General features: G+C 32.5%; 24 protein-coding genes. 18 read left to right on the plus strand and 6 right to left on the minus strand.

Features of this window, described 5'->3' with window-relative positions; all coding sequences use genetic code 11:
- Positions 1–2 precede the first annotated feature (2 nt).
- From VCM48_RS12410 to VCM48_RS12430, 5 genes are read left to right on the plus strand one after another with little or no spacing between them, the layout of a single operon-like run.
- The gene (locus VCM48_RS12410) at positions 3–680 is read left to right on the plus strand and encodes an SDR family NAD(P)-dependent oxidoreductase (RefSeq protein WP_482270707.1); all 678 of its coding nucleotides are present in this window, start codon (positions 3–5) and stop codon (positions 678–680) included.
- 3 nt (positions 681–683) lie between these two features.
- Positions 684–1,208, plus strand: a complete 525-nt coding sequence (locus VCM48_RS12415) for a CIA30 family protein (protein WP_482270708.1) — start codon at positions 684–686, stop codon at positions 1,206–1,208.
- 1 nt (position 1,209) lies between these two features.
- Positions 1,210–1,752 carry a glutathione peroxidase gene (locus tag VCM48_RS12420; protein ID WP_274640771.1) on the plus strand — a complete coding sequence of 181 codons (543 nt, stop codon included), beginning with the start codon at positions 1,210–1,212 and terminating at the stop codon, positions 1,750–1,752.
- A complete protein-coding gene (locus tag VCM48_RS12425) occupies positions 1,752–2,237 on the plus strand; it encodes an SRPBCC family protein (protein ID WP_482270709.1) in 486 nt (161 codons plus the stop codon). The genes VCM48_RS12420 and VCM48_RS12425 overlap by 1 nt, the downstream gene beginning before the upstream one ends.
- A complete protein-coding gene (locus VCM48_RS12430) occupies positions 2,227–3,513 on the plus strand; it encodes a cryptochrome/photolyase family protein (protein ID WP_482270710.1) in 1,287 nt (428 codons plus the stop codon). The genes VCM48_RS12425 and VCM48_RS12430 overlap by 11 nt, the downstream gene beginning before the upstream one ends.
- A gap of 38 nt (positions 3,514–3,551) precedes the next feature.
- Here VCM48_RS12430 and alaS read toward each other — a convergent pair whose 3' ends face one another.
- Entirely contained in the window at positions 3,552–6,167 is a 2,616-nt protein-coding gene (gene alaS, locus VCM48_RS12435) for an alanine--tRNA ligase (protein ID WP_274640768.1), read from the minus strand.
- A 155-nt stretch (positions 6,168–6,322) separates the two neighbouring features.
- On the opposite strand from alaS, the gene VCM48_RS12440 reads away from it, so the two are divergent.
- The 7 genes from VCM48_RS12440 (at position 6,323) to VCM48_RS12470 (ending at position 12,336) form a co-directional block, all read left to right on the plus strand.
- Positions 6,323–7,291: a M23 family metallopeptidase gene (locus tag VCM48_RS12440; protein WP_099215773.1), complete on the plus strand. Its 969-nt coding sequence runs from the start codon at positions 6,323–6,325 to the stop codon at positions 7,289–7,291.
- A gap of 21 nt (positions 7,292–7,312) precedes the next feature.
- Positions 7,313–7,642: a MerR family transcriptional regulator gene (locus tag VCM48_RS12445; protein ID WP_047790038.1), complete on the plus strand. Its 330-nt coding sequence runs from the start codon at positions 7,313–7,315 to the stop codon at positions 7,640–7,642.
- 19 nt (positions 7,643–7,661) lie between these two features.
- Entirely contained in the window at positions 7,662–8,258 is a 597-nt protein-coding gene (locus tag VCM48_RS12450; RefSeq protein ID WP_415414118.1) for a LemA family protein, read from the plus strand.
- Between the two features lie 5 nt (positions 8,259–8,263).
- Positions 8,264–8,701: a TPM domain-containing protein gene (locus VCM48_RS12455; protein WP_099215775.1), complete on the plus strand. Its 438-nt coding sequence runs from the start codon at positions 8,264–8,266 to the stop codon at positions 8,699–8,701.
- A complete protein-coding gene (locus VCM48_RS12460) occupies positions 8,682–9,572 on the plus strand; it encodes a TPM domain-containing protein (RefSeq protein ID WP_482270711.1) in 891 nt (296 codons plus the stop codon). The genes VCM48_RS12455 and VCM48_RS12460 overlap by 20 nt, the downstream gene beginning before the upstream one ends.
- A gap of 86 nt (positions 9,573–9,658) precedes the next feature.
- Complete coding sequence (locus tag VCM48_RS12465; RefSeq protein WP_482270712.1) at positions 9,659–11,362, plus strand: alkaline phosphatase D family protein; 1,704 nt, start codon at positions 9,659–9,661, stop codon at positions 11,360–11,362.
- A 119-nt stretch (positions 11,363–11,481) separates the two neighbouring features.
- Positions 11,482–12,336 (plus strand): SdiA-regulated domain-containing protein, encoded by an 855-nt coding sequence (locus tag VCM48_RS12470; RefSeq protein ID WP_482270713.1) that lies wholly within the window; start codon positions 11,482–11,484, stop codon positions 12,334–12,336.
- A gap of 73 nt (positions 12,337–12,409) precedes the next feature.
- On the opposite strand, the gene VCM48_RS12475 is transcribed toward VCM48_RS12470, so the two are convergent.
- Complete coding sequence (locus tag VCM48_RS12475; protein ID WP_482270714.1) at positions 12,410–12,862, minus strand: hypothetical protein; 453 nt, start codon at positions 12,860–12,862, stop codon at positions 12,410–12,412.
- A 121-nt stretch (positions 12,863–12,983) separates the two neighbouring features.
- Between VCM48_RS12475 and VCM48_RS12480 the strand changes: the two genes are divergently transcribed.
- The 6 genes from VCM48_RS12480 (at position 12,984) to VCM48_RS12505 (ending at position 19,478) form a co-directional block, all read left to right on the plus strand.
- The gene (locus tag VCM48_RS12480) at positions 12,984–14,864 is read left to right on the plus strand and encodes a tetratricopeptide repeat-containing sensor histidine kinase (protein WP_482270715.1); all 1,881 of its coding nucleotides are present in this window, start codon (positions 12,984–12,986) and stop codon (positions 14,862–14,864) included.
- A gap of 1 nt (position 14,865) precedes the next feature.
- Positions 14,866–15,615, plus strand: coding sequence for a LytR/AlgR family response regulator transcription factor (locus tag VCM48_RS12485; protein ID WP_120186253.1), 750 nt, complete (start codon positions 14,866–14,868; stop codon positions 15,613–15,615).
- Positions 15,616–15,706: 91 nt separating this feature from the next.
- Positions 15,707–16,117: a hypothetical protein gene (locus tag VCM48_RS12490; RefSeq protein ID WP_482270716.1), complete on the plus strand. Its 411-nt coding sequence runs from the start codon at positions 15,707–15,709 to the stop codon at positions 16,115–16,117.
- Between the two features lie 34 nt (positions 16,118–16,151).
- Positions 16,152–16,793, plus strand: a complete 642-nt coding sequence (locus tag VCM48_RS12495) for a hypothetical protein (RefSeq protein ID WP_482270717.1) — start codon at positions 16,152–16,154, stop codon at positions 16,791–16,793.
- A gap of 20 nt (positions 16,794–16,813) precedes the next feature.
- A complete protein-coding gene (locus VCM48_RS12500; protein ID WP_482270718.1) occupies positions 16,814–17,974 on the plus strand; it encodes a DUF6882 domain-containing protein in 1,161 nt (386 codons plus the stop codon).
- Between the two features lie 13 nt (positions 17,975–17,987).
- Positions 17,988–19,478 carry a M48 family metalloprotease gene (locus VCM48_RS12505; protein ID WP_482270719.1) on the plus strand — a complete coding sequence of 497 codons (1,491 nt, stop codon included), beginning with the start codon at positions 17,988–17,990 and terminating at the stop codon, positions 19,476–19,478.
- Positions 19,479–19,520: 42 nt separating this feature from the next.
- Here VCM48_RS12505 and VCM48_RS12510 read toward each other — a convergent pair whose 3' ends face one another.
- The 4 genes from VCM48_RS12510 to VCM48_RS12525 all read right to left on the minus strand — a co-directional run bounded on the left by VCM48_RS12510 (position 19,521) and on the right by VCM48_RS12525 (position 25,231).
- Positions 19,521–19,904, minus strand: coding sequence for a DUF423 domain-containing protein (locus VCM48_RS12510; RefSeq protein ID WP_482270720.1), 384 nt, complete (start codon positions 19,902–19,904; stop codon positions 19,521–19,523).
- A 13-nt stretch (positions 19,905–19,917) separates the two neighbouring features.
- A complete protein-coding gene (locus tag VCM48_RS12515; protein ID WP_482270721.1) occupies positions 19,918–23,556 on the minus strand; it encodes a ShlB/FhaC/HecB family hemolysin secretion/activation protein in 3,639 nt (1,212 codons plus the stop codon).
- A gap of 66 nt (positions 23,557–23,622) precedes the next feature.
- Positions 23,623–24,207, minus strand: a complete 585-nt coding sequence (locus VCM48_RS12520) for a nucleotidyltransferase family protein (protein ID WP_482270722.1) — start codon at positions 24,205–24,207, stop codon at positions 23,623–23,625.
- A 4-nt stretch (positions 24,208–24,211) separates the two neighbouring features.
- Positions 24,212–25,231 carry an XdhC family protein gene (locus VCM48_RS12525; protein WP_482270723.1) on the minus strand — a complete coding sequence of 340 codons (1,020 nt, stop codon included), beginning with the start codon at positions 25,229–25,231 and terminating at the stop codon, positions 24,212–24,214.
- Positions 25,232–25,316: the final 85 nt, after the last annotated feature.

The following is a 25,316-nucleotide window of genomic DNA, read 5'->3' on the forward strand; positions in this document are numbered from 1 at the left end:
TTATGAAAACAATTGTAGTAGTAGGAGGCAGTAGCGGCATTGGTAAAGCAATTATTGATGATTTAAAAGACACTCATAAAATTATCAATATAAGTAGAACCCAACCAGAAACTCATCAACATATAACACATTACACTTGTGATATAACAAAAGATGAACTTCCAGAGTTAGAGGAAGTACATGGATTGGTATATTGCCCAGGAAGCATTAATTTAAAATCATTTTCAAGATTAAAAATAGCTGATTTTCAAGCTGATTTAGAAATAAACGTAATAGGAGCAATTAAAACACTGAAAGCTTATGAAGGGGCTTTGACAAAAAATAATGGAAGCGTTGTGTTGTTTAGTACTGTAGCTTCGTTTTTAGGAATGCCTTTTCATGCAAGTATCGCAACTAGTAAATCAGCAATTGAAGGACTAACAAAATCATTAGCGGCAGAATATGCAACTAAAATCCGATTTAATGCCGTTGCTCCTACAGTAACCGATACACCATTGGCTGCTCGTTTATTACGAAATGAAAAACAACAAGAAAGTTTACAAAACAGGCATCCGCTAAAAAAATATTTAAAAGCAGAAGAAGTAGCAGGATTAGTAACCTTTTTACTTTCAGACGGAGCTGCGTCAATGACAGGACAAATAATTCCCATTGATGCTGGAATTGTAAGTGTAAAAATGTAGAAAATGAAATGGTTTTTAATTCTAAGTTTTCTTATGTGTTTGAATGATGAAATTATAATTTTTGACAAAGACAACAACACACAAAAGTGGTATATCACTAACGATACTGTAATGGGCGGCGTTTCTAATTCATCCGTTAAGATTAATAATGAAGGAAATCTTGTTTTCTCAGGAAGAGTTTCAACTGAGAATAATGGAGGGTTTGCTATGACCAAAATGTCAACAGCTATAAATTTAAATAACCAACATTCAAAAATTATATTAAGAGTAAAAGGAGATGATAAGCAATATCAATTACGATTAAAGTCAGACGAATCTCAACGTTATTCTTATGTGCAAGCATTCAGAACCAACAAACAAGAACAAGAAATTGTACTACCACTAAAAGGATTTTATCCCGCTTTTAGAGGTAGAAAGTTAAGCTTTGGTAATTTTTCTGCTAACCAAATAAAAGAAGTAGCAGTTTTAATAGGAAACAAAAAAGACGAAAAATTTTCGTTAGAAATAATAAAAATAGCAATTCAATAAAATGAACACAGTAAAAATATTCTTAATCATGGCATTATTTAGTTTTTCAGGAAAAGCACAAACAGTTGCTCCTAAAGAATCGTTATACGATATAAAAATAGAGGGAATTGATGGAAAAAAATTAGACCTTAATCAATTTAAAGGAAAGAAAATACTATTTGTAAATGTAGCATCAAAATGTGGCTTTACAAATCAGTATGAAGGTTTACAAGAACTATACTCAAAACACAAAGATAAGTTAGTAATTGTAGGTTTACCATGTAATCAATTTGGAGGGCAAGAACCAGGAACAATAAAAGAAATTCAATCATTTTGTAGTGTAACCTATGGAGTAGATTTTCCTATGACAGAAAAAATTGAGGTTAAAGGAGAAAATCAACACCCGTTGTATCAATGGTTAACACAAAAAGAGAAAAATGGAAAAATGAGTTCTTCAGTAAAATGGAATTTTCAAAAATATTTGGTAGATGAAGAAGGAAGGCTAATTGATGTTTTTTATTCAATCACCAAACCAATGAGTAAGAAAATCACCAAACTGTTATAATGATTCATTTCAAAAAACATTCAGGAATTTATACTTTATCAACAGAGCAAACTTTAAACGTTCCGTTACAGCAAGCGTGGGGTTTTTTTAGTTCTCCAGGAAACTTACAAAAAATAACTCCTTCACATATGGGGTTTCAAATTACTTCTGAAGTTGATAAAAAAGCGTATGCAGGGCAAATAATTACCTACAAAGTAGGGATTTTACCAGGCATTAAGTCTAGTTGGGTTACTGAAATAACACAAGTAAAAGAACAACAGTTTTTTATAGATGAACAGCGATTCGGTCCTTATAGCATGTGGCATCACGAACACTGGTTTGAAGAGTTGCCAAATGGAAAAACATTGATGAAAGACAAAATATCATACAAAATACCTTTTGGTTTTTTAGGACACATAGCCCAGTCAATCTTTATAAAAAGGCAGTTAAAAGGAATTTTTGAACATCGTTACAGTACGTTAGAAAAATTATTTAATGGAAAATAAAGTATCGTTTTTTTGGTTTCGTCGAGATTTACGTTTAGAAGACAACAAAGGACTACATGAAGCCCTACAATCAGGTCATAAGGTAATACCATTATTTATTTTTGATGAAGATATTTTAGAAAATCTTCCTAAAAATGATGCGCGTGTAACGTTTATTTATCAAACGCTACAAAAGATAGATAAAGAGTTAAGAAAACATCAATCATCTCTTATAATAAAAAAAGGAAAGCCTTTAGAAGTTTGGGGGGAACTTCTAGAAGAATATACGATTCAGGGAGTTTACACAAATAAAGATTACGAACCTTACGCAATTAAAAGAGACAAGGAAATAGCTGACTTTTTAACATCAAAAGGAATAATATTTAATGCTTTTAAAGATCAAGTAATTTTTGAAGAAAACGAAGTTTTGAAAAACGATGGAACTCCGTATACGGTCTTTACTCCCTATAAAAACAAATGGTTGCAAAACTTTTCTGAAAAGAAAGATACACAAGATTTTACGATCGACTTTGTTAACTTTTATCAGTTTTCATCTGAATTTTCATCATTAGCTTCCATAGGTTTTGAAGAAAGTACAATTAAAGTAAAACAATATAACTTATCTAATTTGGATTCGTATGATGAGGTGAGAGATTTTCCTGCTGAAGATAAAACTTCATACTTGTCGCCATATCTGCGTTTCGGATTGGTAAGTACTCGAAAAATGGTTCGATTTGCTTTAAAAACCAACCAAACTTTTTTAAGTGAACTGATTTGGCGTGAATTTTTTATGCAGATTTTATATCACTTTCCAAAAGTAGTTACCCAGAACTTCAAACAAAAGTACGATGCAGTTCCTTGGAGGAACAACGAAGAAGAGTTTAAAAAATGGTGTGAAGGTAACACAGGGTATCCTATGGTAGATGCAGGCATGCGAGAGTTAAATGAAACAGGATACATGCATAACAGAGTACGAATGATTACTGCTGGGTTTTTATGCAAACATTTATTAATAGATTGGCGTTGGGGAGAAGCGTATTTTGCAGAAAAGCTGTTGGATTATGACTTGTCAGCAAATAATGGGAATTGGCAATGGGCAGCAGGTACGGGTTGCGATGCAGCCCCATATTTTAGAGTATTCAACCCAGAATCACAGTTAAAAAAGTTTGATAAAGACTTACAATATGTTAGAAAGTGGGTAAAAGACTTTGATGAGCTAACCTATCCGCAACCAATGGTAGAACACAAGTTTGCTAGAGAACGAGCGATAAGTACATATAAAAATGCACTGCAATAAAAAAGGTTCAGAATTTTCTGAACCTTTTTTAGTATGTATTAAGCGATATAGTCTTTTGCTCTCTCTAATGCTTTTGGTATGCCTCCAGGGTTTTTACCACCAGCGGTTGCAAAGAAATTTTGTCCACCACCACCACCGTGGATTAGTTTTCCTAATTCTCTAACAACCTTTCCAGCATCGTATCCTTTTTCATTAGCCAAGTCTTTAGAAATATAACAAGTTAACATAGCCTTTTCAGCAGAAGGGGCAGTAGCAAATACCACAAATAAATTGTTAATTTCTCCACCTAACTCAAATAATAAGTTTTTAATGCTGTTAGGGTCTAAATCTACTTTAGTTGCTAAAAACTGAACTCCATTTACCTCTTGTAATTGGTTTTTAAGTTCGCCTTTCATGTTTTTAGCTTTATCTTTTAATAGTTGCTCAACTTGCTTTTTTAAAGCAGCATTTTCGTCTTGTAAGCTACTAACTGATTTGGTTACATCTTTAGGATTCTTTAATAACTGTTTTACAGCATCGTAATTACGCTCAACATCTTCAAAATAATTACCAACAGCTACATTAGTAATTGCTTCAATCCTTCTAATTCCTGCAGCAACAGCACCTTCCGATTTTATTTTGAAATACCAAATATCACCAGTTTGTTGTACGTGCGTACCTCCACATAATTCCATCGATTGCCCAAAACGAATGGTACGAACACTATCACCATATTTTTCACCAAATAAAGCTACAGCACCTTCGTCAATAGCTTGTTGCATTGGTATATTCCTTTGCTCTTGTAATGGAAGATTTTCACGAATACGAGCATTTACAAATTCCTCAACAGCCTCTAATTGATCATTGTCTACTTTAGAGAAGTGAGAAAAATCAAAACGTAAATAATCAGGACTAACCAACGAACCTTTTTGTTCTACATGATCTCCTAAAATAGTACGTAAAGCTTGGTGTAATAAGTGAGTAGCCGAGTGATTACTAGCAGCTAAACTTCTATGTTCTTTATTTACAACAGCCTTAAAAGTTTCGTTTAAGTTTTTAGGTAAATTCTTAGTAAAGTGAATGATAACATTGTTCTCTTTTTTGGTGTCAAGCACGTAAATAATATCACCATTAGGAGATTCAATATATCCTTTGTCACCAACCTGTCCACCACCTTCTGGATAAAAAGGAGTCATGTTGAATACCAGTTGATATTGGTCACCACCTTTTTTGGTACTAACTTTTCTGTAACGAGTAAGTTTTACGTTAGTAGCTAGTATGTCGTATCCAATAAATTCTTCAACATCATCGTCTAGTAAAACAACCCAATCACCAGTTTCACTTGCAGAAGCTGCACGAGAACGCTCTTTTTGAGCTTTCATACCTGCATTAAATTCCTCTTCATTAATTTCATACCCCTTTTCACGAGCAATTAACTGCGTTAAATCTAAAGGGAACCCATAGGTGTCATATAATTCAAAAGCACGTTTACCAGATACAGTTTTACCATTAGTAGTTGCTATAACTTGGTCTAATAATAATAACCCTTGATCTAATGTGCGTAAGAAAGAAGTTTCTTCTTCTTTAATTACATTGTGTACTAAAGTATTTTGTTTTCTAATTTCAGGAAATGCACCTCCCATTTGGTATGCTAAAGTTTCTACTAACTTATAAATAAAAGGCTCTTTTTGGTTTAAGAAAGTAAAACCATAACGAATAGCACGACGTAAAATTCTACGTATTACATAACCAGCACCATTATTACTTGGTAATTGACCGTCTGCAATAGCAAAAGCAACAGCACGAACGTGGTCGGCAATTACACGAATAGCAATGTCAATTTTTTCATCTTTTCCGTACTTAGCACCAGTAATTGTTCCTATCTCACGAATTAAAGGAGTAAATACATCAGTATCGTAATTAGATTGAACACCTTGTAAAACCATACATAAACGCTCAAATCCCATACCAGTATCAATATGTTTCGCAGGAAGTTCAACTAAAGAACCATCTGCTTTACGATTGTATTGCATGAATACTAAGTTCCAGATTTCAACAACCTGAGGGTGATCTTCGTTTACTAATGATTTACCATCAATTTTAGCTTTTTCTTCAGCAGAACGAATATCTACATGGATCTCAGAACACGGACCACAAGGACCTTGCTCGCCCATTTCCCAGAAGTTATCCTTTTTATTACCCATTAAGATACGATCTTCAGCAATGTATTGCTTCCAAATATCGTATGCCTCTTGATCCATTTTTGTACCGTCCTTTTCATCACCTTCAAAAACAGTTACGTACAAAATGTCTTTATCTACTTTGTAAACTTCAGTTAATAATTCCCAGGCCCAAGCAATAGCTTCTTTCTTAAAGTAATCACCAAAACTCCAGTTACCTAACATTTCAAACATGGTGTGGTGGTAAGTATCGTAACCAACCTCTTCCAAGTCATTATGTTTACCAGAAACACGTAAACATTTTTGGCTATCAGAAACTCTACCATTTTTAGGAGTTGAGTTTCCTAAGAAAAACTCTTTAAATGGCACCATACCAGCGTTGGTAAACATTAAAGTAGGGTCGTTCTTTAACACCATTGGTGCTGAAGGAACTATTTCGTGTTGTTTTGATTTAAAAAAATCTAAAAATTTAGCTCTAATATCTTGAGATTTCATACAACTCTGGGTATCTGGATTTTGTTAAAATATGTTTAAAAAACTGCTTATAAAAAGAAGTTTTAAAAGATTTTGTAAATTTGTGAGTTTTCAAATTGTACATCCCCTCTAAGGATGCTTAATTTAAAAAGCACAAAAATAGTACATTTAGCATTATGGCAAAAGTAAAATATTATTATGACCCAGACACTTTATCATATAGAAAGATAGAGGTTAAAAGAAGTGAAAAGTATAAGAAAACTTTTTTTGGGCTACTTAGTTTTTTATTAATTGCTTTTTTTGGTTTTATAGGTTTTAGCCAGTTTTTAATGTCTCCAAAAGAGCGAGCTCAAAAGAGAGAATTAGAAAACTTAAAATTACATTATGAGTTACTTTCAAAAAAAATGGAAGAAAGCGCTGAAATCTTAACCGATTTACAAGAAAGAGATAACAATATTTACCGAACATATTTTGAGGCTAGCCCAATACCAGAAGAGCAAAGAAAAGCTGGTTTTGGAGGTGTTAACAGATATAAACACTTAGACGGTTTTGATAATAGTTCAATGGTAAAGAAAGTAACTAAGGAGTTAGACATTTTATCAAAACAAATGGTAGTACAATCAAAATCGTTGGATGAGATTGTTGAGCTAGCCAAAGAAAAAGAAAAAATGTTAGCTTCAATACCTGCTATTCAGCCTGTAAAAAACCAAGACTTAAAAAGAATGGCATCAGGTTATGGAATGCGTTTACACCCTATATTAAAGTCGTGGCGTATGCATAACGGAATGGATTTTACTGCGCCAACAGGTACACCAATTTTTGCATCAGGAAATGGTATTGTTAAAAAAGCGCACAGAAGTTCTACTTTTGGTAAAGTGGTTTATATAGATCATGGATATGGATACCAAACCATTTATGCTCACATGAGTAAAATTTTAGCCAGAAGAGGACAAAAAGTAAAACGTGGTGATTTAATAGGTTATGTAGGAAACACTGGTCGTTCGGCAGCACCACACCTACACTACGAAGTGCATAAAAACGGAAGACCTGTAAACCCTATTTACTATTATTACGGAGATTTAACTCCAGAAGAGTTTGCAGCCATGCAAAAAGCTTCACAACAAAAAGGTCAGTCGTATGACTAAACACGTAACAAGCTGTGAAAAATGTATGTAGACTTACCCGATAAACGATATTACAAAATAGGAGAAGTTGCAAAAGCTTTTGGGGTGAATAGCTCACTTATACGATTTTGGGATAAAGAGTTTGAAATTATCAATCCTAAAAAAAATGCCAAAGGCGATCGGTTGTTTACACAAGAGGACGTAAAAAACTTTAAAATTATTTACAACCTTGTAAAAGAAAGAGGATTTACTTTAGATGGAGCAAAACAAAAACTAAAGAAAAACCCAGAGGGAGTCTTAAATAATCAGGAAATTATTAGTAGATTAGAAACTGTAAAAGCAGAGTTAATAAAAATCAAAAATCAATTATAATTACAAAAAATCAAAAATTATGAAAAAATGGTTAGTGCCTTTAATTATTATAGGAGTTCTAGTATTTGGAATTTATTCATGGGCGAAAGGATTTTATAATACAGCAGTAACATACCAAGAAGATGCTAAAACTACATGGTCTAATGTAGAGAGTTCTTACCAACGAAGAAACGATTTAATTGGTAATTTAGTTAAGACTGTACAAGGAGCTGCCGATTTTGAAAAAAGCACGTTAACAGACGTAATTAATGCAAGAGCAAAAGCAACTTCAGTAAATATTAATGCTGGTGATTTAACGCCAGAAAAAATGGCACAGTTTCAACAAGCACAAACAGGGTTAAGCGGAGCTTTATCTAAGTTATTAGTGTCTGTAGAACGTTATCCAGATATCAAAGCAAACAAAAACTTCTTAGAATTACAAAGTCAGTTAGAAGGAACAGAAAATAGAATTAATGTAGCACGTGATCGTTACAACGAAGCTGTAAATGTTTACAATAAGCACATTAAAATGTTTCCAGGAAACATGCTAGCAGGTATGTTTAACTTAACAGAAATGACGCGTTACAAATCAGATGCAGGTTCAGAAAATGCTCCTGATGTAGATTTTAAATTCTAAAAAATATGTCTAAAGTAGAAGATTTTCTTACTGCCAAAGAAGAAGAGGAAATCGTTCAAGCTATTAGGCAAGCAGAACGAAGTACTTCTGGTGAAATTCGTGTACATATTGAAAAAACTACCGAGGTTTCTCATTATGACCGAGCGCTAGAAGTATTTCAAATGCTTAAAATGTTTAATACCCAACAGCGAAACGGTGTATTAATATACATTGCTGTTGATGATCATAAGTTTGTAATTTATGGTGATGAAGGTATTAATGCAGTTGTTCCTACAAATTTTTGGGAAACAACTAAAGAAGCCATCCAAAATCAGTTTAAACAAGGAAACTTTAAACAAGGAATTATAGATGGTGTGCTGAAAGCAGGAAAAGAATTAAAGGCTCATTTCCCTTGGACTACCGATGATGAAGATGAGCTAAGTAATGAAATATCAAAAGGCTAAAACCTTCACAGAAGGAAGAAACATGATAAGAAAATTAACGTCATTATATAAAAGAACAAACAAGTTGCAGAACTTAAAAGTTGTTCTTTTTTTTATTGCATTTTTAAGCGGACACACTCTTTTCTCACAAGGGTATCAAATTCCTGATACACCTAAAGAGCAAACAAGTGTTTACGATTATATCAACCTTTTATCACCCAATCAAAAGAAAAGTTTAGAAAATAAGCTAATTAAATATGCTGATACTACTTCAACACAAGTAGTAGTGGCAATTATAAGTTCAACCGAAGGTGAAGAAATAGGGTATTTAGCTACCAATTGGGCGCATGAATGGGGAATAGGAGGAAGCAAAGAGCAGGATAACGGAGTGTTCATGTTACTGGCAAAAGATGATCGTAAAATAACCATCAGAACAGGTTATGGAACCGAACACTTATTAACCGATTATGTTTCTCGACAAATTATAGAGTACGACATCATCCCTTACTTTAAACAAGGCGATTATTACGCTGGGTTAAACAGTGGAGTAGATGCTGTTTTTAAGGTAATGAGTGGTGAATATAAAGGCTCTAGAAAACAATCTAAAAAAACAGATTTTAGCTTTATTATCTTTATCATCATTCTTATAGTATTTTTTATCATTATTTCAAGCGGTAGTAGAGGAAACCGTGGTGGTGGAAGAGGCTACAGGAAATCAGATGTTGCAAGAGGTATTTTAGAAACCATTATTTTAAGCAACGCAGGAAGAGGCGGTTTTGGCGGAGGAAGCTTCGGTGGAGGATCGTCAGGAGGCTTCGGAGGTGGTGGAGGCTTCGGAGGAGGTTTCGGCGGCGGCGGCTTTGGCGGCGGTGGCGCTACTGGAGGTTGGTAGTAACTTCATTTATTTAGTAAAGGTTAGTTAACGTTAAAGCAATGTTGAAATAGTACTTATGCAGGGAAATTAAATGACCCTTACGTATGAAGACTAACATTAAAAGAAGAAGCTTTTTAAGAAACTCATTATTAGCAACTGGAGGACTACTTTTAGTCCCTAATTTTATTAGTTGTAAAGATGATGATATTGATGAATTACCAATTCCAGATAACTTAGCAGAGAAAAACTTTGAGCAAGGCGTTGCTAGTTTTGATCCTACAAACTCACAAGTTATTATTTGGACTCGTTATAACACCAAACAAACTTCGGCAACCTTAATTTGGCAAATAGCAAAAGACAAAAATTTTAAAGATGTTGTTCGTCAAGCAGAAGTAACTACCGATGCTTCAAGAGACTTTACTGTAGCTGTTGAAATTAAAGACTTAGATGCAGGACAAAAATTATACTACCGTTTTGTAAGTGCTGACGATAAAGCAACATCACCAGTAGGAGAAACCCTAACATTTAGCGAATCAATTAGTGAAGTAAAGTTAGCAGTAGCATCTTGTGCAAACTTTGCTTACGGTTACTTTAACGTATACGAAGAGATAAAAAAATCTGATGCAGATGTTGTAATCCATCTAGGAGATTATATCTATGAGTATGGTGAGAACACTTACGGTTCGTTTAGAACACCTGAGCCTAAAGGAGAAATTATTTCGTTAGATGATTATCGTACTCGTTACCGTCAATATCGTTCAGACGAGCAATTAAAAGAGTTACATAGAAGAAAACCTTTTATCTGTGTTTGGGACGATCATGAAGTAGCAAACGATACTTATAAAGACGGAGCTGAAAACCATCAAGAAGATGAAGGAAGCTTTACTTCAAGAAAACAAAGTGCGTTAAAAGCATACAGCGAATACTTACCTAACATGACGAATCTTGTAGATAATTCAATTATTTACAGAAACTTGAAAATTGGAAGTTTGGTAGATTTAATTATGTTAGATACGCGTATTATTGGAAGAGATAAGCAGCTAGAATATTCAGCATTTTACGGTGAAAATGGAGCATTTGATTCAGCAGCTTTTCAACAAGCATGGTTAAATCCGCAACGTACACTTTTAGGAACTACCCAATTAGGATGGTTAGAAAGTGAATTAGCAGCTAGTAATAGTACGTGGCAAATTATAGGACAGCAAGTTTTAATGGGAAAAATGTTAATTCCTGCCGAACTATTAACACTCTTAGCTAAACTATTGGCAGAAGTATCTGCTACAGGATCAGCAAGTGAAGAAACGTTTAGTTTGCTTAAAACCTCTATTACAGAGTTGGTAACGATTAAAACAAGAGCTTTACAAAACGATCCTACTTTAACAGCAGAAGAAAAAGCAAGAATAGAAACGGTATTACCATATAACTTAGATGCTTGGGATGGCTATTTTATGGAAAGAGAACGTATTTTAGCAAGCTTTAAAAGTAAAAATGTAGTAGTACTAGCAGGAGATACTCACAATGCGTGGTATAGCGATTTAAAAGATAATTCAGGAGAAAAAGTAGCAGTAGAGGTAGCTACAAGCTCAGTATCGTCACCAGGATTAGAAACCTATTTAGGAGCGTCTGCAACAGATTTAGAAGCTGCATTATGCTTGTTAATAGACGATTTACAATACGGTAATTTATCTCAAAGAGGATATATGAAACTTACAGTAATAGCTGCAGGTATACAAACTGATTGGAACTTTGTTGATACTGTTACCAATAAAACCTATTCAAATAGTATAGGGAAAACAGTAACCTTTTAATTATATATTATAAGAACATATCAAAGGCTCCTGAATAACTCAGGAGCCTTTTTTGTAGAAAAGAAAATATAAAAAGAGTTACTAATTCAGTATTTTTACAAATAAAGTATTTGATTTTTATGAAAAAGCTACTCTTCCTGTTTCTAACCATTTTATTAATTACCAGTTGTACCAATTATGGACAACTGAAGCTAGTGTCGTATTTATCGGGAGATTTAAAAGAAGTTTCAGGAGTAGAGAAAAGCAACGACTTAAACATGTTATGGATGCATAACGATAGTGGTAATGCAGCTAAAGTGTTTAAAGTTAGTGACCAAGGTAAGATGTTGCAAAAAAGAGTACTAGCAGTAAAAAACCACGATTGGGAAGACATAACTTCTGACGACGATGGAAACATATATATTGCCGATTTTGGAAACAATAATAACAAAAGAAAGAATTTAGTAATTCTAAAAATTAAGGAAGAAGATTTGTTAAAAGGAGAGAATATAGAGGTAGAAAAAATAAAGTTTTCATACCCTAATCAAACCAAGTTTCCACCTAAAAAGAAAGACCGTTTTTTTGATGCAGAGTCTTTAATTTATAAAGATGGAGCTCTATATATTTTTACAAAAAGTAGAGTTAAAAATAAGCACGGAAAAACAATGTTATACAAAGTTCCAGCTACAAAAGGTGATTATACAGCTCAGTATATATCAGAGTATGTAAACTGTAACGATGTTCATTGTGCAATAACAGCAGCAGCAATATCACCAGATAAACAAAAAGTGGTTTTGCTAACACATCAATCTGTATTAGTATTTACCAATTTTAACGGAGACGATTTTTTTAGTGGAGACGTAAAAGAACACACATTCAATCATATTTCTCAAAAAGAAGGTGTTACTTTTAAAGATGAAAGAACTCTTTATATAACAGATGAAGCTGATAAAATAGGAAGCAGTAAACTGTATGAATTTGTATTAAAGGACTAAAAAATCAGTTACCAATGTATGCACATTGATAACTGAGAGAGTTAGGGGAATCATCAACACCTAGTTTGGGTGCCTATACGTAATCAATCTGTCTAGAATATCCTGCATTTATAGCTAATAAAATAGAATCTTCTCGGTTAAAACTAAATGGAATAATAGAGCTTAAAGGCTCTTCAAATTTTTCTTCTATTTTTTGTTTAGATAATATCAAAGCTTGCTCTACTAATTTATGATATTCGGTTATAAAGTATTTTTTAGGTAAGTTTTCAAACTTAGCAACATCAAAATCATAAAACTTTGTTCTTGTTACAGCTTTGTATTCTTGGTCGTTATGTATAAATAAATAGGTAAGATCAACGTGAATAGTAGTGTTAGCACCACTGGGATCGTCTGGCCAATTATAAATTAAAAGATAAGCCCCATCAATACTAACCTTTGGTTTAGAAATTTCCTCAATCTTTTCAAAACTCGTTAAATTACAAGATCCTGTTTTAATAACTTCTTCTATAGTTTCAACTGTACTCATTATTAATAATTTAATTTTTTAGTCAAATATCTTAGAAATTTGGGGCTGGCTTTTAGGTGTTTTATAAACGCATACTATTATTTTATAAACGTTTTGTTAAAGTGGTGGATAAGGAGGTGAAATGAAAATATATAATTATTTTAGTTGGCTAATTACTTACAAAAAAATGCCATTGTTTAAAAGAAGCTACTTTTTATATATCGTCTGTACCCTTTTAGTTTTTTCAGCCTGTAAAAGAAATGATGTAGATAAAGATTTACAAGAATATTTATTAGCTGTTGATAGTATTTCTCAACAAAAACCAAAAGAAGGATTAAGAAAAATAGATAGTTTATTAGAAAAGAAACAAAATTCTAAAAACAGGGCTTTATTGTTGTTTAGCAAAGGAGAACTTTTTTACCTGAACGATAAGTTAATAGAGGCAAAAAACATACACTTAGAAACCTATAAATTATTTACAAACCTTAAAGATGATTATAATAAAGGAAGGAGCTTAATAACATTAAGTGCTACTTGTATGAAGCTAAATGAGCTAGAAGATGCTCAAAAGTATGCGTTAGAGGCTTTAGAAATAGGCGAAAAAATAGAAAACACCCGACTACAAGCAAAGGCAAATAATCAACTATTTAATCTTCATTTTATATTAAAAGATTACGAACAGGCATTGTTTTACATAAAAAGGTCTGAAGAATTATTTACCGACCCAAATGATCCTAATTCAATTATAGCAATTAAAAGTAATATTGCTGGTGTTTACTTAATGTTAAAGCAATATAACAAAGCCTTAGAGCAGTTTTCAGAAGCATTAGCCTTGGGTGAGTCAGCGAAAGACCCAAAAACTATCGTAAGTGTTCTTAATAATATTGGATACACGTATTTGGAAGCAAAACGTTTTGAAGAAGCAGAGAAGTTTTTACGAGGTGCAGTAAAACTTAACCAAAAAATTAAAACAATTAACGGAGCTCCATACAAAGGTTTAGGAACCCTTTTTTTAGTAACTAATAAGTTAGATTCGGCAGCGGTAAATTACAACAAGGCCATGTCAATTTACAAAAGTAAAAACAACCTTTCTGAAGAACTAGAAATAAGAGATAAGCTAATATCAATAGCAATTCTTAAAAAGCAGTACCAAAAAGCATTAAACCATCAAATTATACGAGATAGTATAGAAGTGGTTAAGAGTAAAAAGCAAAACCAAAAACTTCTTCATTTTGCTAATGTGAACTATAAAATTAAAGAAAAAGAAATAGCATTAACCCATCAAAAAGAAATAAACAAACAAAATTGGTGGTTAGGAATTAGTGTAATTGTATCGTTAGTACTTATTTTAATTATAGCATTGTTTTTTGGATATAATAATAAGCTAAGAGCGGCTAATAAAGCTTCAAAATTAGAACAACGTTTGCTAAGAGCTCAAATGAATCCGCATTTTATATTCAACACCTTAGCGGCGATTCAGAATATAACTTTAGAAGGAAACCCAGTAAAATCATCAAACTATATAGCTAAGTTTTCAAAACTTATTCGACAAAATTTTGATTATGTTCGAAAAGAAGAAATTAGCTTAGAAGAAGAACTAGCTATGATTTCTAATTACATAGACACACAACAGCTACGTTTCAATAATAGTTTTAGTTATCATATAAATATTTCTGAAAACTGTGATACAAAACAAGTAAAAGTACCGCCTATGTTGTTGCAGCCTTTTGTTGAAAATGCTATTGAATATGGTTTAAAAGAAAAGAAATCAGGAGGAATATTGAACTTAAACATTCGAAAAACAGGTGAAGAACTGTTTTTTGAAATTGAAGATAATGGAGTAGGAAGGAAGCAAAAAAAGAGTCAAGAAAAAATAGCAAAAGATTTACACGCTACCGATATTTTTATTGAAAGACTACAGATAAGAAATAAAGGAGAAGAAAAATCTTTTACCATAGAAGATTTACACGATAAGGATGGACACCCATCAGGAACAAAAGTTGTATTTAAATTAAAGTTATAAAATGATAAAAGCTGCTATAATAGAAGATGAGTTTAATGCGCTAAACACATTAACAAAACTGTTGCAATACACGCAAAAAGATATAGAAATTGTAGCTAAAATTGATAATGTAGATGAAGCTATAGATTTTTTAAGCAACAATAATTTAGACTTGGTGTTTATAGATATTGAGTTGATTGGAGGAAATGCTTTTCAAATATTAGAAGCCTTAGAAACCATAAACTTTAAAATGATATTTACCACAGCGTATGATGAATTTGCAATAAAAGCCATTAAGTTTGATACGGTAGATTATTTATTGAAACCTATAGATTCTGACGAATTAAATGCTTGCATAGAACGTTTTAGAGCGGACTTTGAAAAAGAGAAAAAGTACACGCAAGCACTAAGTAAAATAAATGAGTTTGATAAAAAAGAGGCTCAAAAAACATTGCTTATTAAAACTACCGAAGAGCAACATTTTTTACATGTAGATGATATTGTACGTTGTCAATCAGACGGAAGTTACACGCTTTTTTATACCACAGATAAAAAAATAATGAGTGCTAGAAACTTAAAGTATTACGAAAATATTTTAAGTACACATGCCTTTGCTAGAGTACATCAATCTCACTTAATTAATATAAAATATTTAGCTTCAGTAAGTGCCAATACAGTTAAGTTATCAAGTGGCGAAAATGTTCCTTTATCATCAAGAAAAAAAACATATTTAAAACAGTTTTTAGAGAATTTTAATACGAATACAAAATAAGAAGTAACACATATAAAACTCATTAAAATAGCGCTAAAGTTCCATGTAATTTTGAGGTAAATAATTGAAAGTAACCTTAAAAAACAATCATATGGGACTTAAAGAAAAAAGATTCACAAAAACTTTTCAAGAAGAAAAATATCCTGCTTTAAAACAACAAATAAACGACGCAGCAGGTTTTGATGTAACAATTGATGTAGAGTGGGAAACCATGTTTGAAGATAAGTTTTTACACTTATATGATGACAGTTATCCTAAAATTTACTTCCAACCACTTATTGATGCCTTTTCTACCATAACTACAGATGATATGGGGAAAGAAGCATTGACAGAATCGTTAAAAAAAGTGGTTATTACCAATAGAGACGATCATCACAATCCAACACATGCTTACACCTTTGAAGAAGGGGTTTTACAAGTAAATCATAGTCCAATTTTAAATGCAGATAAAGTTCAAGATAGAACAGATGCACTTGTTGATTTATTAGAAAACAATTTATAGTCTAGTAATTTCATACCAAAAAAATAAAATTGCTATGGAAACAGATTATATCAATCAATTTAAAGCGCAATCGCCAGCAGCTATAATTCAGGGTTTGTTTAGAGAAAAAAAGCAATTAAAAATTGCTTTATCACTAAAAAACGGACTTTATGTAGAAGGCTTTATAGTAGACATTACCAAAGAAGAATATCAAACATTTGTGTGTATAAAAACCGAAGAACAAGAAGTATTGTTTTTCGATCTTCAAGAGGTATCTGTTTTACGAATTAAGCATCCTAAAAAAATAGCAGTTTCATTATCTAAAGGAAATATTAGTCGTCCATTAGGAGAAGATCCCATAAGTGTTTTACAATTAAAAAGATGGACTCTTGAGCAAGAACCTTTGTTAGAGGCAACGATTAATTTATCATTTGAAAAATCAGCATTACAAGAAGTAAACGCTCGATTAAATTGTAAAGATGTTATTGCAAGCTTATTAAAAGCAAAACAGTTAATAGTAGAGGATGAAATGGGGTTAGCAGCATGGAAAGAAATAGAAACAGTTGCTATTACTAATACAGGAACATTACAGGTAACTAGAGAAGGAAGTGTATTAAAAATTGGTATTGAAATTACTAAAGTATTGCCAAAAGAATTAGAGAATCTTTTTATTGAAAAGATAGAAAAAGTATTGTAGAATAATAAAATTATTAAAAAATGGGTCTTAAAGAAAAAAGAGCAGTTCAAACATTTAAAAACGAATCATTTCCAGCATTAGAAGCGGAAATAAATAATAAAGCAGGATTTAACGTATCGTTAAACATAGTTTGGGATACATTGGTAGAAGATAAGTTTTCTCACCTTTACAATGATACGTTTCCAAAAATATATTTCCAACCGTTAATAGAAGCTATCAAAGCAGTTAACATTGATGAAATTGGGGGAGAGTTGCTAAAAAATGGATTAAAAGAAGTAAAGATTGTTAATGAAAACAACGAGCATAATTTAGAAAGAGCAATCACTTTTGTAGATGGGGTATTAACCATTAATCACAGCCCAATTATGAATGCTGACAAAGTGGAAGAAAAAACGGAAAGAATTGTACATCTTTTAGAAACGCATTTAGAAGAATTTGCAGGAAGCGAAGCTAGTGTTGAAAGTACAGAAAACCCTAATAACATTGTAGGAGGAAAGGTAGATAACACTATAAAATTAAGTTTACCTCAGTTGCACAATCAATATGTAGCTTTAGCTTTTGAAAAGCAAGATAACTTAGCTGATATTGTTGAAGACTTACCATGGAATTGTGATATGCATCAAGGAACGGTAACTTATGGTGATCTTACCTTTAAAATGCAAGTATTAGGAACCTACTCTCATAATGAACAATCATGGTTGTGGGCTTGGGCAAATAAACAAAGTGGTATTCCAGAACAATTTTTAGAAGCTTCATTACAAATGAAAGCTCTTGGTGAACGTCATGGAATAGAAGATTTACTATCATCAAAAATAGAAACAGAACACGATCCTGGTCATTATTTCTCATTTGTAGCAACAGGGGTAAACCAAGCAAGTTGTTATGCTCCATTACCTTTTAAAGGGCTAACTGTATATGTATTACTATATACTGATGTAGTGGATGAAAAAGAGATAAATATTCCGGCTTTAATCTGTTCACACTTCTCAAAAACAATAACTCGTATGGATTTTGAACACAAGCACGCATTGTTTTGCTATTTAGTTCAAAAAGGATATGAGGTTGAGGTATCAGGAAACAATATTGTTGCTAAAAAAGGAGAGGATCAAATTTTAGGAATTTTTGACCTAAAAGGAAGATTACTAAAACTGTCTAACTCAATAGTTCCAGTAGGAGCTTAAAAAAGAAAAAAGTATGTACCAATCTACCACATTATCAGAATTAGAAAAAGAACATCAAGAAGCGTTAAATCAGGCGCAAAATAAAATGATGGAGGATTTGAATCTTGCTCAACAAAATGGTGACAACGATTTAATCCATCAAGCAAGTGTTCATTTTCAAAATATAGCAAAAGAATTAGCAGAACAATACACAAAGCGTATTGAAGAAATTAACGAGTTAAACCTTAAAAATGTTACTGAAAACATTCAAGAGGTATACGATAATTCTAGAGCAGAAATTGATTTAAATGCTTTGGTTTATGACGGTGATCGAGATTATGTTTTAAAGTTTCAAGAAGATGAGTTGATTCAAAAAACTTTAGAAAGAATAAAAGAAAACAACCCCGTTTTTAAGTCGAGAAGACACTTGCTAAAATCAAGTTTACGATTAACAAAAATGTTAGCTCCTGTACTTCATGAAATTGGGAACCATTGTAAAGAGGTATTGAAACTAAAAGCAGATATTGAGTTTTTCGTGTATCAAGAAGATAAATTTAATGCATCGTGTTATCCGCCAGATGAAGATAAATTATACATTATTTTAACTTCAGGAATTTTAGAGCGTTTTAGTAAAGACGAATTAGCTTTTGTTATTGGGCATGAAATTGGGCATGTATTATTTGAGCACTTTAACTATCCTGTAAAACATATTTTAGACGAAGGAGCTAACGATTTAGCACCAATTCATGCCATGAAGTTATATGCATGGAATCGTAACGCAGAAATTAGTGCCGATAGAGCAGGTTTATTATGTTGTAAGAGTTTTGAAGCAGCTGCAAGAACATTCTTTAAATTATCATCGGGAGTAACTTCTAATTCTTTAGATTTTAAATTGAACGAATACATTAATCAGTTTTCAGATTTAGAAGAAGTTTTAAATGACGACACGCACGATCCTTCAGATTGGTACAGTAGTCACCCATTCAGTCCACTTCGTATTAAAGCGTTAGAGTTATTCAATAAGAGTAAGACATATGAGTTATTTAATCCAGCAATTAATGGAGAAATAACAGAGGAAGCGATGGAGTTAGAAATACAGCGAATTATGTCGTTGATGGAGCCAGAAGACTTAGGAAATGAAACTGAACATTCAGAAAAAATTCAACGCTTTATGTTCTTAGGAGGTTATATGATTTCAAAGGCAGATGGTGTTGTGGATGATTCTGAAATACAAGCTTTGAGTAGTGTTGTGTCACCATCGGTTTTTGCTCAATGTATGTTAACCATTAAAGGATTAACAGAGCAAGACATTATTGATGAAATTATAGCGTTAGCCAAAGAGCTAGATATTGTAATTTCTGTAATGCAAAAACTAAATATTCTAAGAGATTTATCTATTATTTCTTATGCTGATGGAAGTATAGATGCTTCTGAAGTTGATGTACTTTACAATTTAGCAAGACAATTATATATAAAAACTGAATTTATAGATAGAATAATCAGCGACGCTCAGGGTGTTGACTAACAATATGATTTTTGTTTATCCATGTTAGCTAAACCATACATATTAACCGTGTATGGTTTGGCTTATGTTATATATTAAAAGTGCCCACCCAACAATTAGTAGTAAACCTCCTAAAGGAGTAATAGGACCTAAAAACTTCATTTTTTTACCTTTTGCACCTGATAATACCAAGCCATAAATACTAAAGGAAAAAAGTATAATTCCAACTACAAAAGCGTAATATATTGCCGAACTAGGAGCGTCAAAATAACCTCCAACAAATAATAAAACCAATGCGTGGTACATTTGATATTTTACACCTGTTTCAAATGATTTTAATTGCTCTTCATTTAAAACTTTCTTTAAAGCATGTGCTCCAAAAGCACCAAATATTACAGCGAACATACCAAATAAAGCGCCTGTAATTAATACAATTTGTTGTGTCATATTTTTTTAAGAATTAAAAAGAAAAACCAATACTTAAAGCTACTCTGTCTTCTTGTGAGTTTCCTTTAAAGTATGAAATATTAGCTGTGAACAAGTCGATTCCGCTTAACCATAAAGAACCACCATAACTGGTATGCCATTTCTTTGAATTTGGAGAATACGGAGACCATACACGACCATAATCAAATCCGCCAGTAACACCAATTTTCATAGGAATAATTCCTGTACGAATACGTCCAAAACGCAAACGTAAATCGTTACTATGATAAAAACTTTGAGTTCCAGAAAAACGTTCTCTATTAAATCCACGTAAACTACGTTCACCACCTAAAGTAGCCGCTTGGTAAACTTCAAAACGATTTCCTACATTGATTTGAGTCCCTACTTCAGAAGCAAAAACTAATGAACGGTTGAATACTAGGTTTTGATACATAGCCAAAGAACTCTTAATGTAACCAAAACGTCTGTCGAAATCTTCTAAGTTGGCTTTAGCTCCAACAGTTAAATCGAAATTCATACCTTTGGTAGGGAAACTGCTATTGTCTACTCGGTTGTGATTAAAGTTAAACTCACCACCCCAAAAATAATTAGTATCAAAAATAGCGGTAGGCTGGTTATCAAAATTATTGATAAATCGATTGGGAGTATCTTCCACTTCAATCGATTCAATAATTCCTGAAATTTTAAAAATGCTTCCACCTCGTAATCGTTTTAATAACGAAGGAGAAAAACTTATTTCTTCTTTTTTAACACGATAGTGATCTAAATCAAAAGTTTGATCGTAAACACTTTCGTTACCCCATCCAAAGAAGTTAAAAGAATAATTATCACTTGTGGCTTTAGCACGTACATGCAAGCTCCAGCTACCAATTAGTTCAGTGAATTCACCATTGTACTCTAAATCGTATCCACCAGTTGCAGAGTAGTAGTTTGCTGCTAAAGTATGTTGGTTTGCAAAAGGACGTTTTTTGAATCCTTGTTGTGTATATGTTACCGAAGCACCAAAAAAGAAACCATCGTCTGGGTTACTTCCTAAGCTAGGAAAAACAATAGTTGTATTGTTATTGATGTCGTGTGCGTCGTAGGTGTTTTTTAAATAACTATCCGAACGTAAATCCGCAGTTTCAGAACTCGGATTTATGGTATTTTTCTTTGATTTAAAATCGTAGATTTTAGTTTTCTTCCCCCAGCCAGCAACGGATGATTTATCGGTATACACATCGTGATTTTGACCACCTATGATTCGCAATAAAATTCCATCATGTACATCACCAGAAATTAAAAACTCATCATCTCCATTTAAACCATAAATCTGTATTTCTTTAGTTTCTTTTGTTTTGAAAACACGGTTGTAGATTTCATTTTCTTTTCTAAAAACAACAACACTAGTTTCCTCATCATTTAAACGTTTGATGATAAATTTATCATCTTTATCTGTACCAACTACATGTACAACTTTATTTAGTTTGGTGTAGTAACGTTTAGCAATTTCTTTTAATTTATTCCTTCTAGCCTTAATTTTAGCAATGGTTTCTTTTCCATCAATATCATAAATAGCCTTTGGTAATTGTTGAATTGATTTTTCAATTACTTCATCGGTTAAATATTGTTGAATATATTCAGCTTGTTTATTCCAATCATCAAGTGTTAATTGATTTAAAAAGGCAGCATCAAAGAAGCGAGCATAGTTATTATACCACTTCATGTTTTTGATATCGTTATCAAAAGTTTGCATGTTCTTTACTAAGGGCGCAAATTGTTGAAATAGAGGAATCATAACTCCATCAAACTTAGAAAAAGGTTGATCTCTATCTCTAGGAATTGGACGGTAATATTTTTTACCATCTTCAGTTTTAAAAGAAGCCCAACGCCATTGGTCCTCGTGCCTATCCCAATCACCAATTACCATATCAAACAAACGCGAACGAATTACCCATTCTTGGTCGATTGAATGTTTACCGTTTTTCCTGATTTTCTCTAAGACATCAAATGTGCTAATTATATCATCTGAATTTCCGAAGTTGTCTAATTCACTACGGTCTCCAGCAGGTCGTTCTTCTAATAGGTATAACTGCCCTCCAAAGATGTCGTTATGTTTTCCTAAAGCAGGTTGTTTAGGCATGTAATATAGCTTTGGATTGGTGTGATAAATACTTACAGCGTCTGCCATATCAGGAAGTACAAAAGCAGCATATGGGTGAGACATTGTAAAAATATCTTGAACCACATCAACTAAAAACGTTCCTTTTAAAATACCTCCCATAATACGACTTCCGTCTTTTATCATTGAACGTAATACGTACTGTTTACCTTCAGGGTTTTCTAATCGTAACGAATTTGTTTGATTACCACCTCCTCGTCGAATAGGAGTTAAGCCTCCAAAAACATTTTCTAATTCCAATACAGGAACTTTTACTGTTTTTCCGTATTTGTCTCTATTTAAATCTCCCCACATAAATTTATGAAAACCACTAATATCAGTAGCTTCAGGAGGGTAAATAGAGGTTTCTATAAACTTCTTGTGTTCTTCGTATTCAGGAAAATTTGAATAGTTTTTTGTTTGTTTTGGTTTTACAATTTCTTTACTAAACAAGAGTTTATGTCCGTCTTTGGTATTGGCAGCGTAGTATTCAATAACAGCTGAACCGTCTTTGTAATAATTCAATCTAGCATACCCGTGATTACCGTAAGTAAATTGTGCACCATAACCAATTAAGGCTGCCGATTGTTTTGAGCCCGAACCGCTAATTACTTGTTTAAATCCGTCTTGTTCTATGTATTGTAAGTTGTGGTCGTGACCAGAAACAAATACAATATTGTCTGTGAAATCATCAGAGACTGCTTGTATTTGATTAATAAAATCGCTGTAGTTTTTATTAAAAATATCAGTTTGAATCCCTGCATGAGAGCGTAATGCATTTTTCAATGTACCTAAAATTGGTGCTGGTTTCATGTGGTCTTTTACTGAAAAGCTTCCACCATGAGGACCATTGCTATATAAAGGATGATGCACTGCAACTACAACATTTTTATACCTGTTTTTTTTGAACAAACTAGATAGCTCTTGAATAAAACGTTCACGAGTTTTAATATCGCAATTATCGTTCATTTTAGGCTCTTTATCCCAGTCCATAATAAACCAACGGCTATCAATAAGAATTAAAGTTAGGTCTTCATTAATCTTTACTTTATCTAGTCCGCAACCTCCTTCAGGTAAAAACGAATTTTTACCTAAAGCTTTCTCTACCATTTTTTCTTGACGCTTTAAGCCATCAACACCATTGTACCAGTCATGGTTTCCAGGAATAAAAATTGTTTTTCCTTTAAAGTCTTGCAAAGCATCAATTTGTGTTTGTAAGCGATGTTCAGCTAGGGCTCTATCTTTGTGTTTCTTACTAGGTATTCCGTATGGGTATATATTGTCTCCTAAAAATAAGGTAGTAGCATTTTTAGTTGCTTTAGCTAACTTTTCTTGGAAATATTTTAGAGTAGGTGTGGTCTGTCCCATTTCGGCATTACCAGCATCTCCAATTAAATAAAAGGAGTGTACCAATTCTTTATTTGTTTGAATTGTTCTTGGAGAAGTTTTATCTGCGTACTTAGCTTTATAAGATGCACAACCACTAACTATAACAGCTATAGTTAGATACATGCAAAACTTGGTTAAGTTCATGTTTTGTTTTTTGGTTATGTAAAAATAAGGCTTTTTGAGCTAAAATTATTGCTTTAGTAAATGCTGATAGTCTTCAGGAGTATCAATGTCTAGTAAGTTTTGATGGGAATTAATTTTAAGAACATTACTGTTATGTTGTAATAGGAAATTCTTAGCTCCTTTATCACCTTCTAGATTTAACAAGTCATTAAAATATTTTTTCGGAAAAATGGCAGGGACTCCAACACTACCTTGGTAGTTAGAGGTAATTATTTTAGAAGGGTTCTTTTTTGAAACTTCAATCAACGAGTTCAAGTACTCAGAAGTAACATGAGGTTGATCTGCTAGCATTATTAAGGCATTGTCAAAGTTATGTTTTTGTAAGAAATCAATTCCTGTTACGATGCTAGTACTTAATCCGCTTTCATAATTAGGATTGTAAATGATTTTAATGGTATTTGAAGTAAGTTGTTTTTCAATAGTATCCTTATTAGCTCCTAATACACAAAATACATTTTTAACTATTGATTTTTGAGCTTGTTGAATAACCCATTCTAGTAACGTAGTGCTTTTATAAGGAAGTAATTGTTTCATTTTTCCCATTCGAGAAGCACTTCCAGCAGCTAATATGAGAATTGCTGTTTTTTGCATCGCACTAGTTATGGATTCGTCCAGTAATCTTTTTTAGAGAAAACACTTCTTTGTTACGAATTACAGATAATATTTCTGCTAAGATTGATAACGCAATTTCTTCAGGAGTTTCAGCTCCAATGTTTAAACCAGCTGGTGTATGAATTTTTTCTAAAAAATCATCAGTAATATCGGGTGAAAATTCAAATAGTTCATTAAATAGTTTTTCTCGTCGTTTAGCAGCGCCTAAAATACCAATGTAAACAGGGTCTTGCTCTTGTAATTTAATCAACCAACGTAAATCGTATGTAAAATTATGATTCATAATAACAACTGCAGTATTGTTATTTACATGTGAAAGCTGAATTACTTCTGGAGTTTGTGAAACCACCGATTTAGCACCAGGAAAGTCGGCTAACTCTTTTGGATCTTTTATAGAGGTAACTACATCAACTTCCCATCCTAATTGAGTTGCTTGCATACATAGTTTTACAGCATCATGTTCTCCACCAATAATAAGCAGGCGAAATAGTGGTTGTAAGGTTTGTTTAAAAGTAGTTAAATGGTCTGTTTTTTCAGAATAAAAATCTTTGTTGAAAGAAAATCTTTGTTGGTTGTTAAATTGAATTATAGAACCAAAATTCCCGTATGCTTCATCTTCTTTTAGAAAGAAAGATGTAATGTTATACGATGCTCTTTGAATATTATTTTCTGAGAAAGCTTCAATAAATTTAGTTGAAAGATTAAAAGGTTCTAAAAGAACATATAATATTCCTTCACAACCTAAACGATAACGACCATCATAGGTTATTACCTTAGGTTTGTTGTTTTCAAAAACCGATTGAGCTCTACGTTGTACTTCTTTTTCAACACAGCCTCCACTAATAGCTCCAATTATTTTTCCGTCAGAAGAAAGTAACATTCTAACTCCTGGCTTTCTATAAGAAGAGCCGTCTAAATCTACAACCGTTGCTAAAACATTCTGTAAGCCTTGTTGTTGATTTATGGTAGCTTGTCTTATAATTTCTTTAAGTTCGTGTGTCATTTTGTGTGAAAAAACTCTTTTAAAAATACACTTTTTTATCACTTTATTAAAAATTAATACTGGTTAATAATTTATTATTTTAGCA

The organism is Tenacibaculum sp. DPLXC6 (assembly GCF_056815515.1).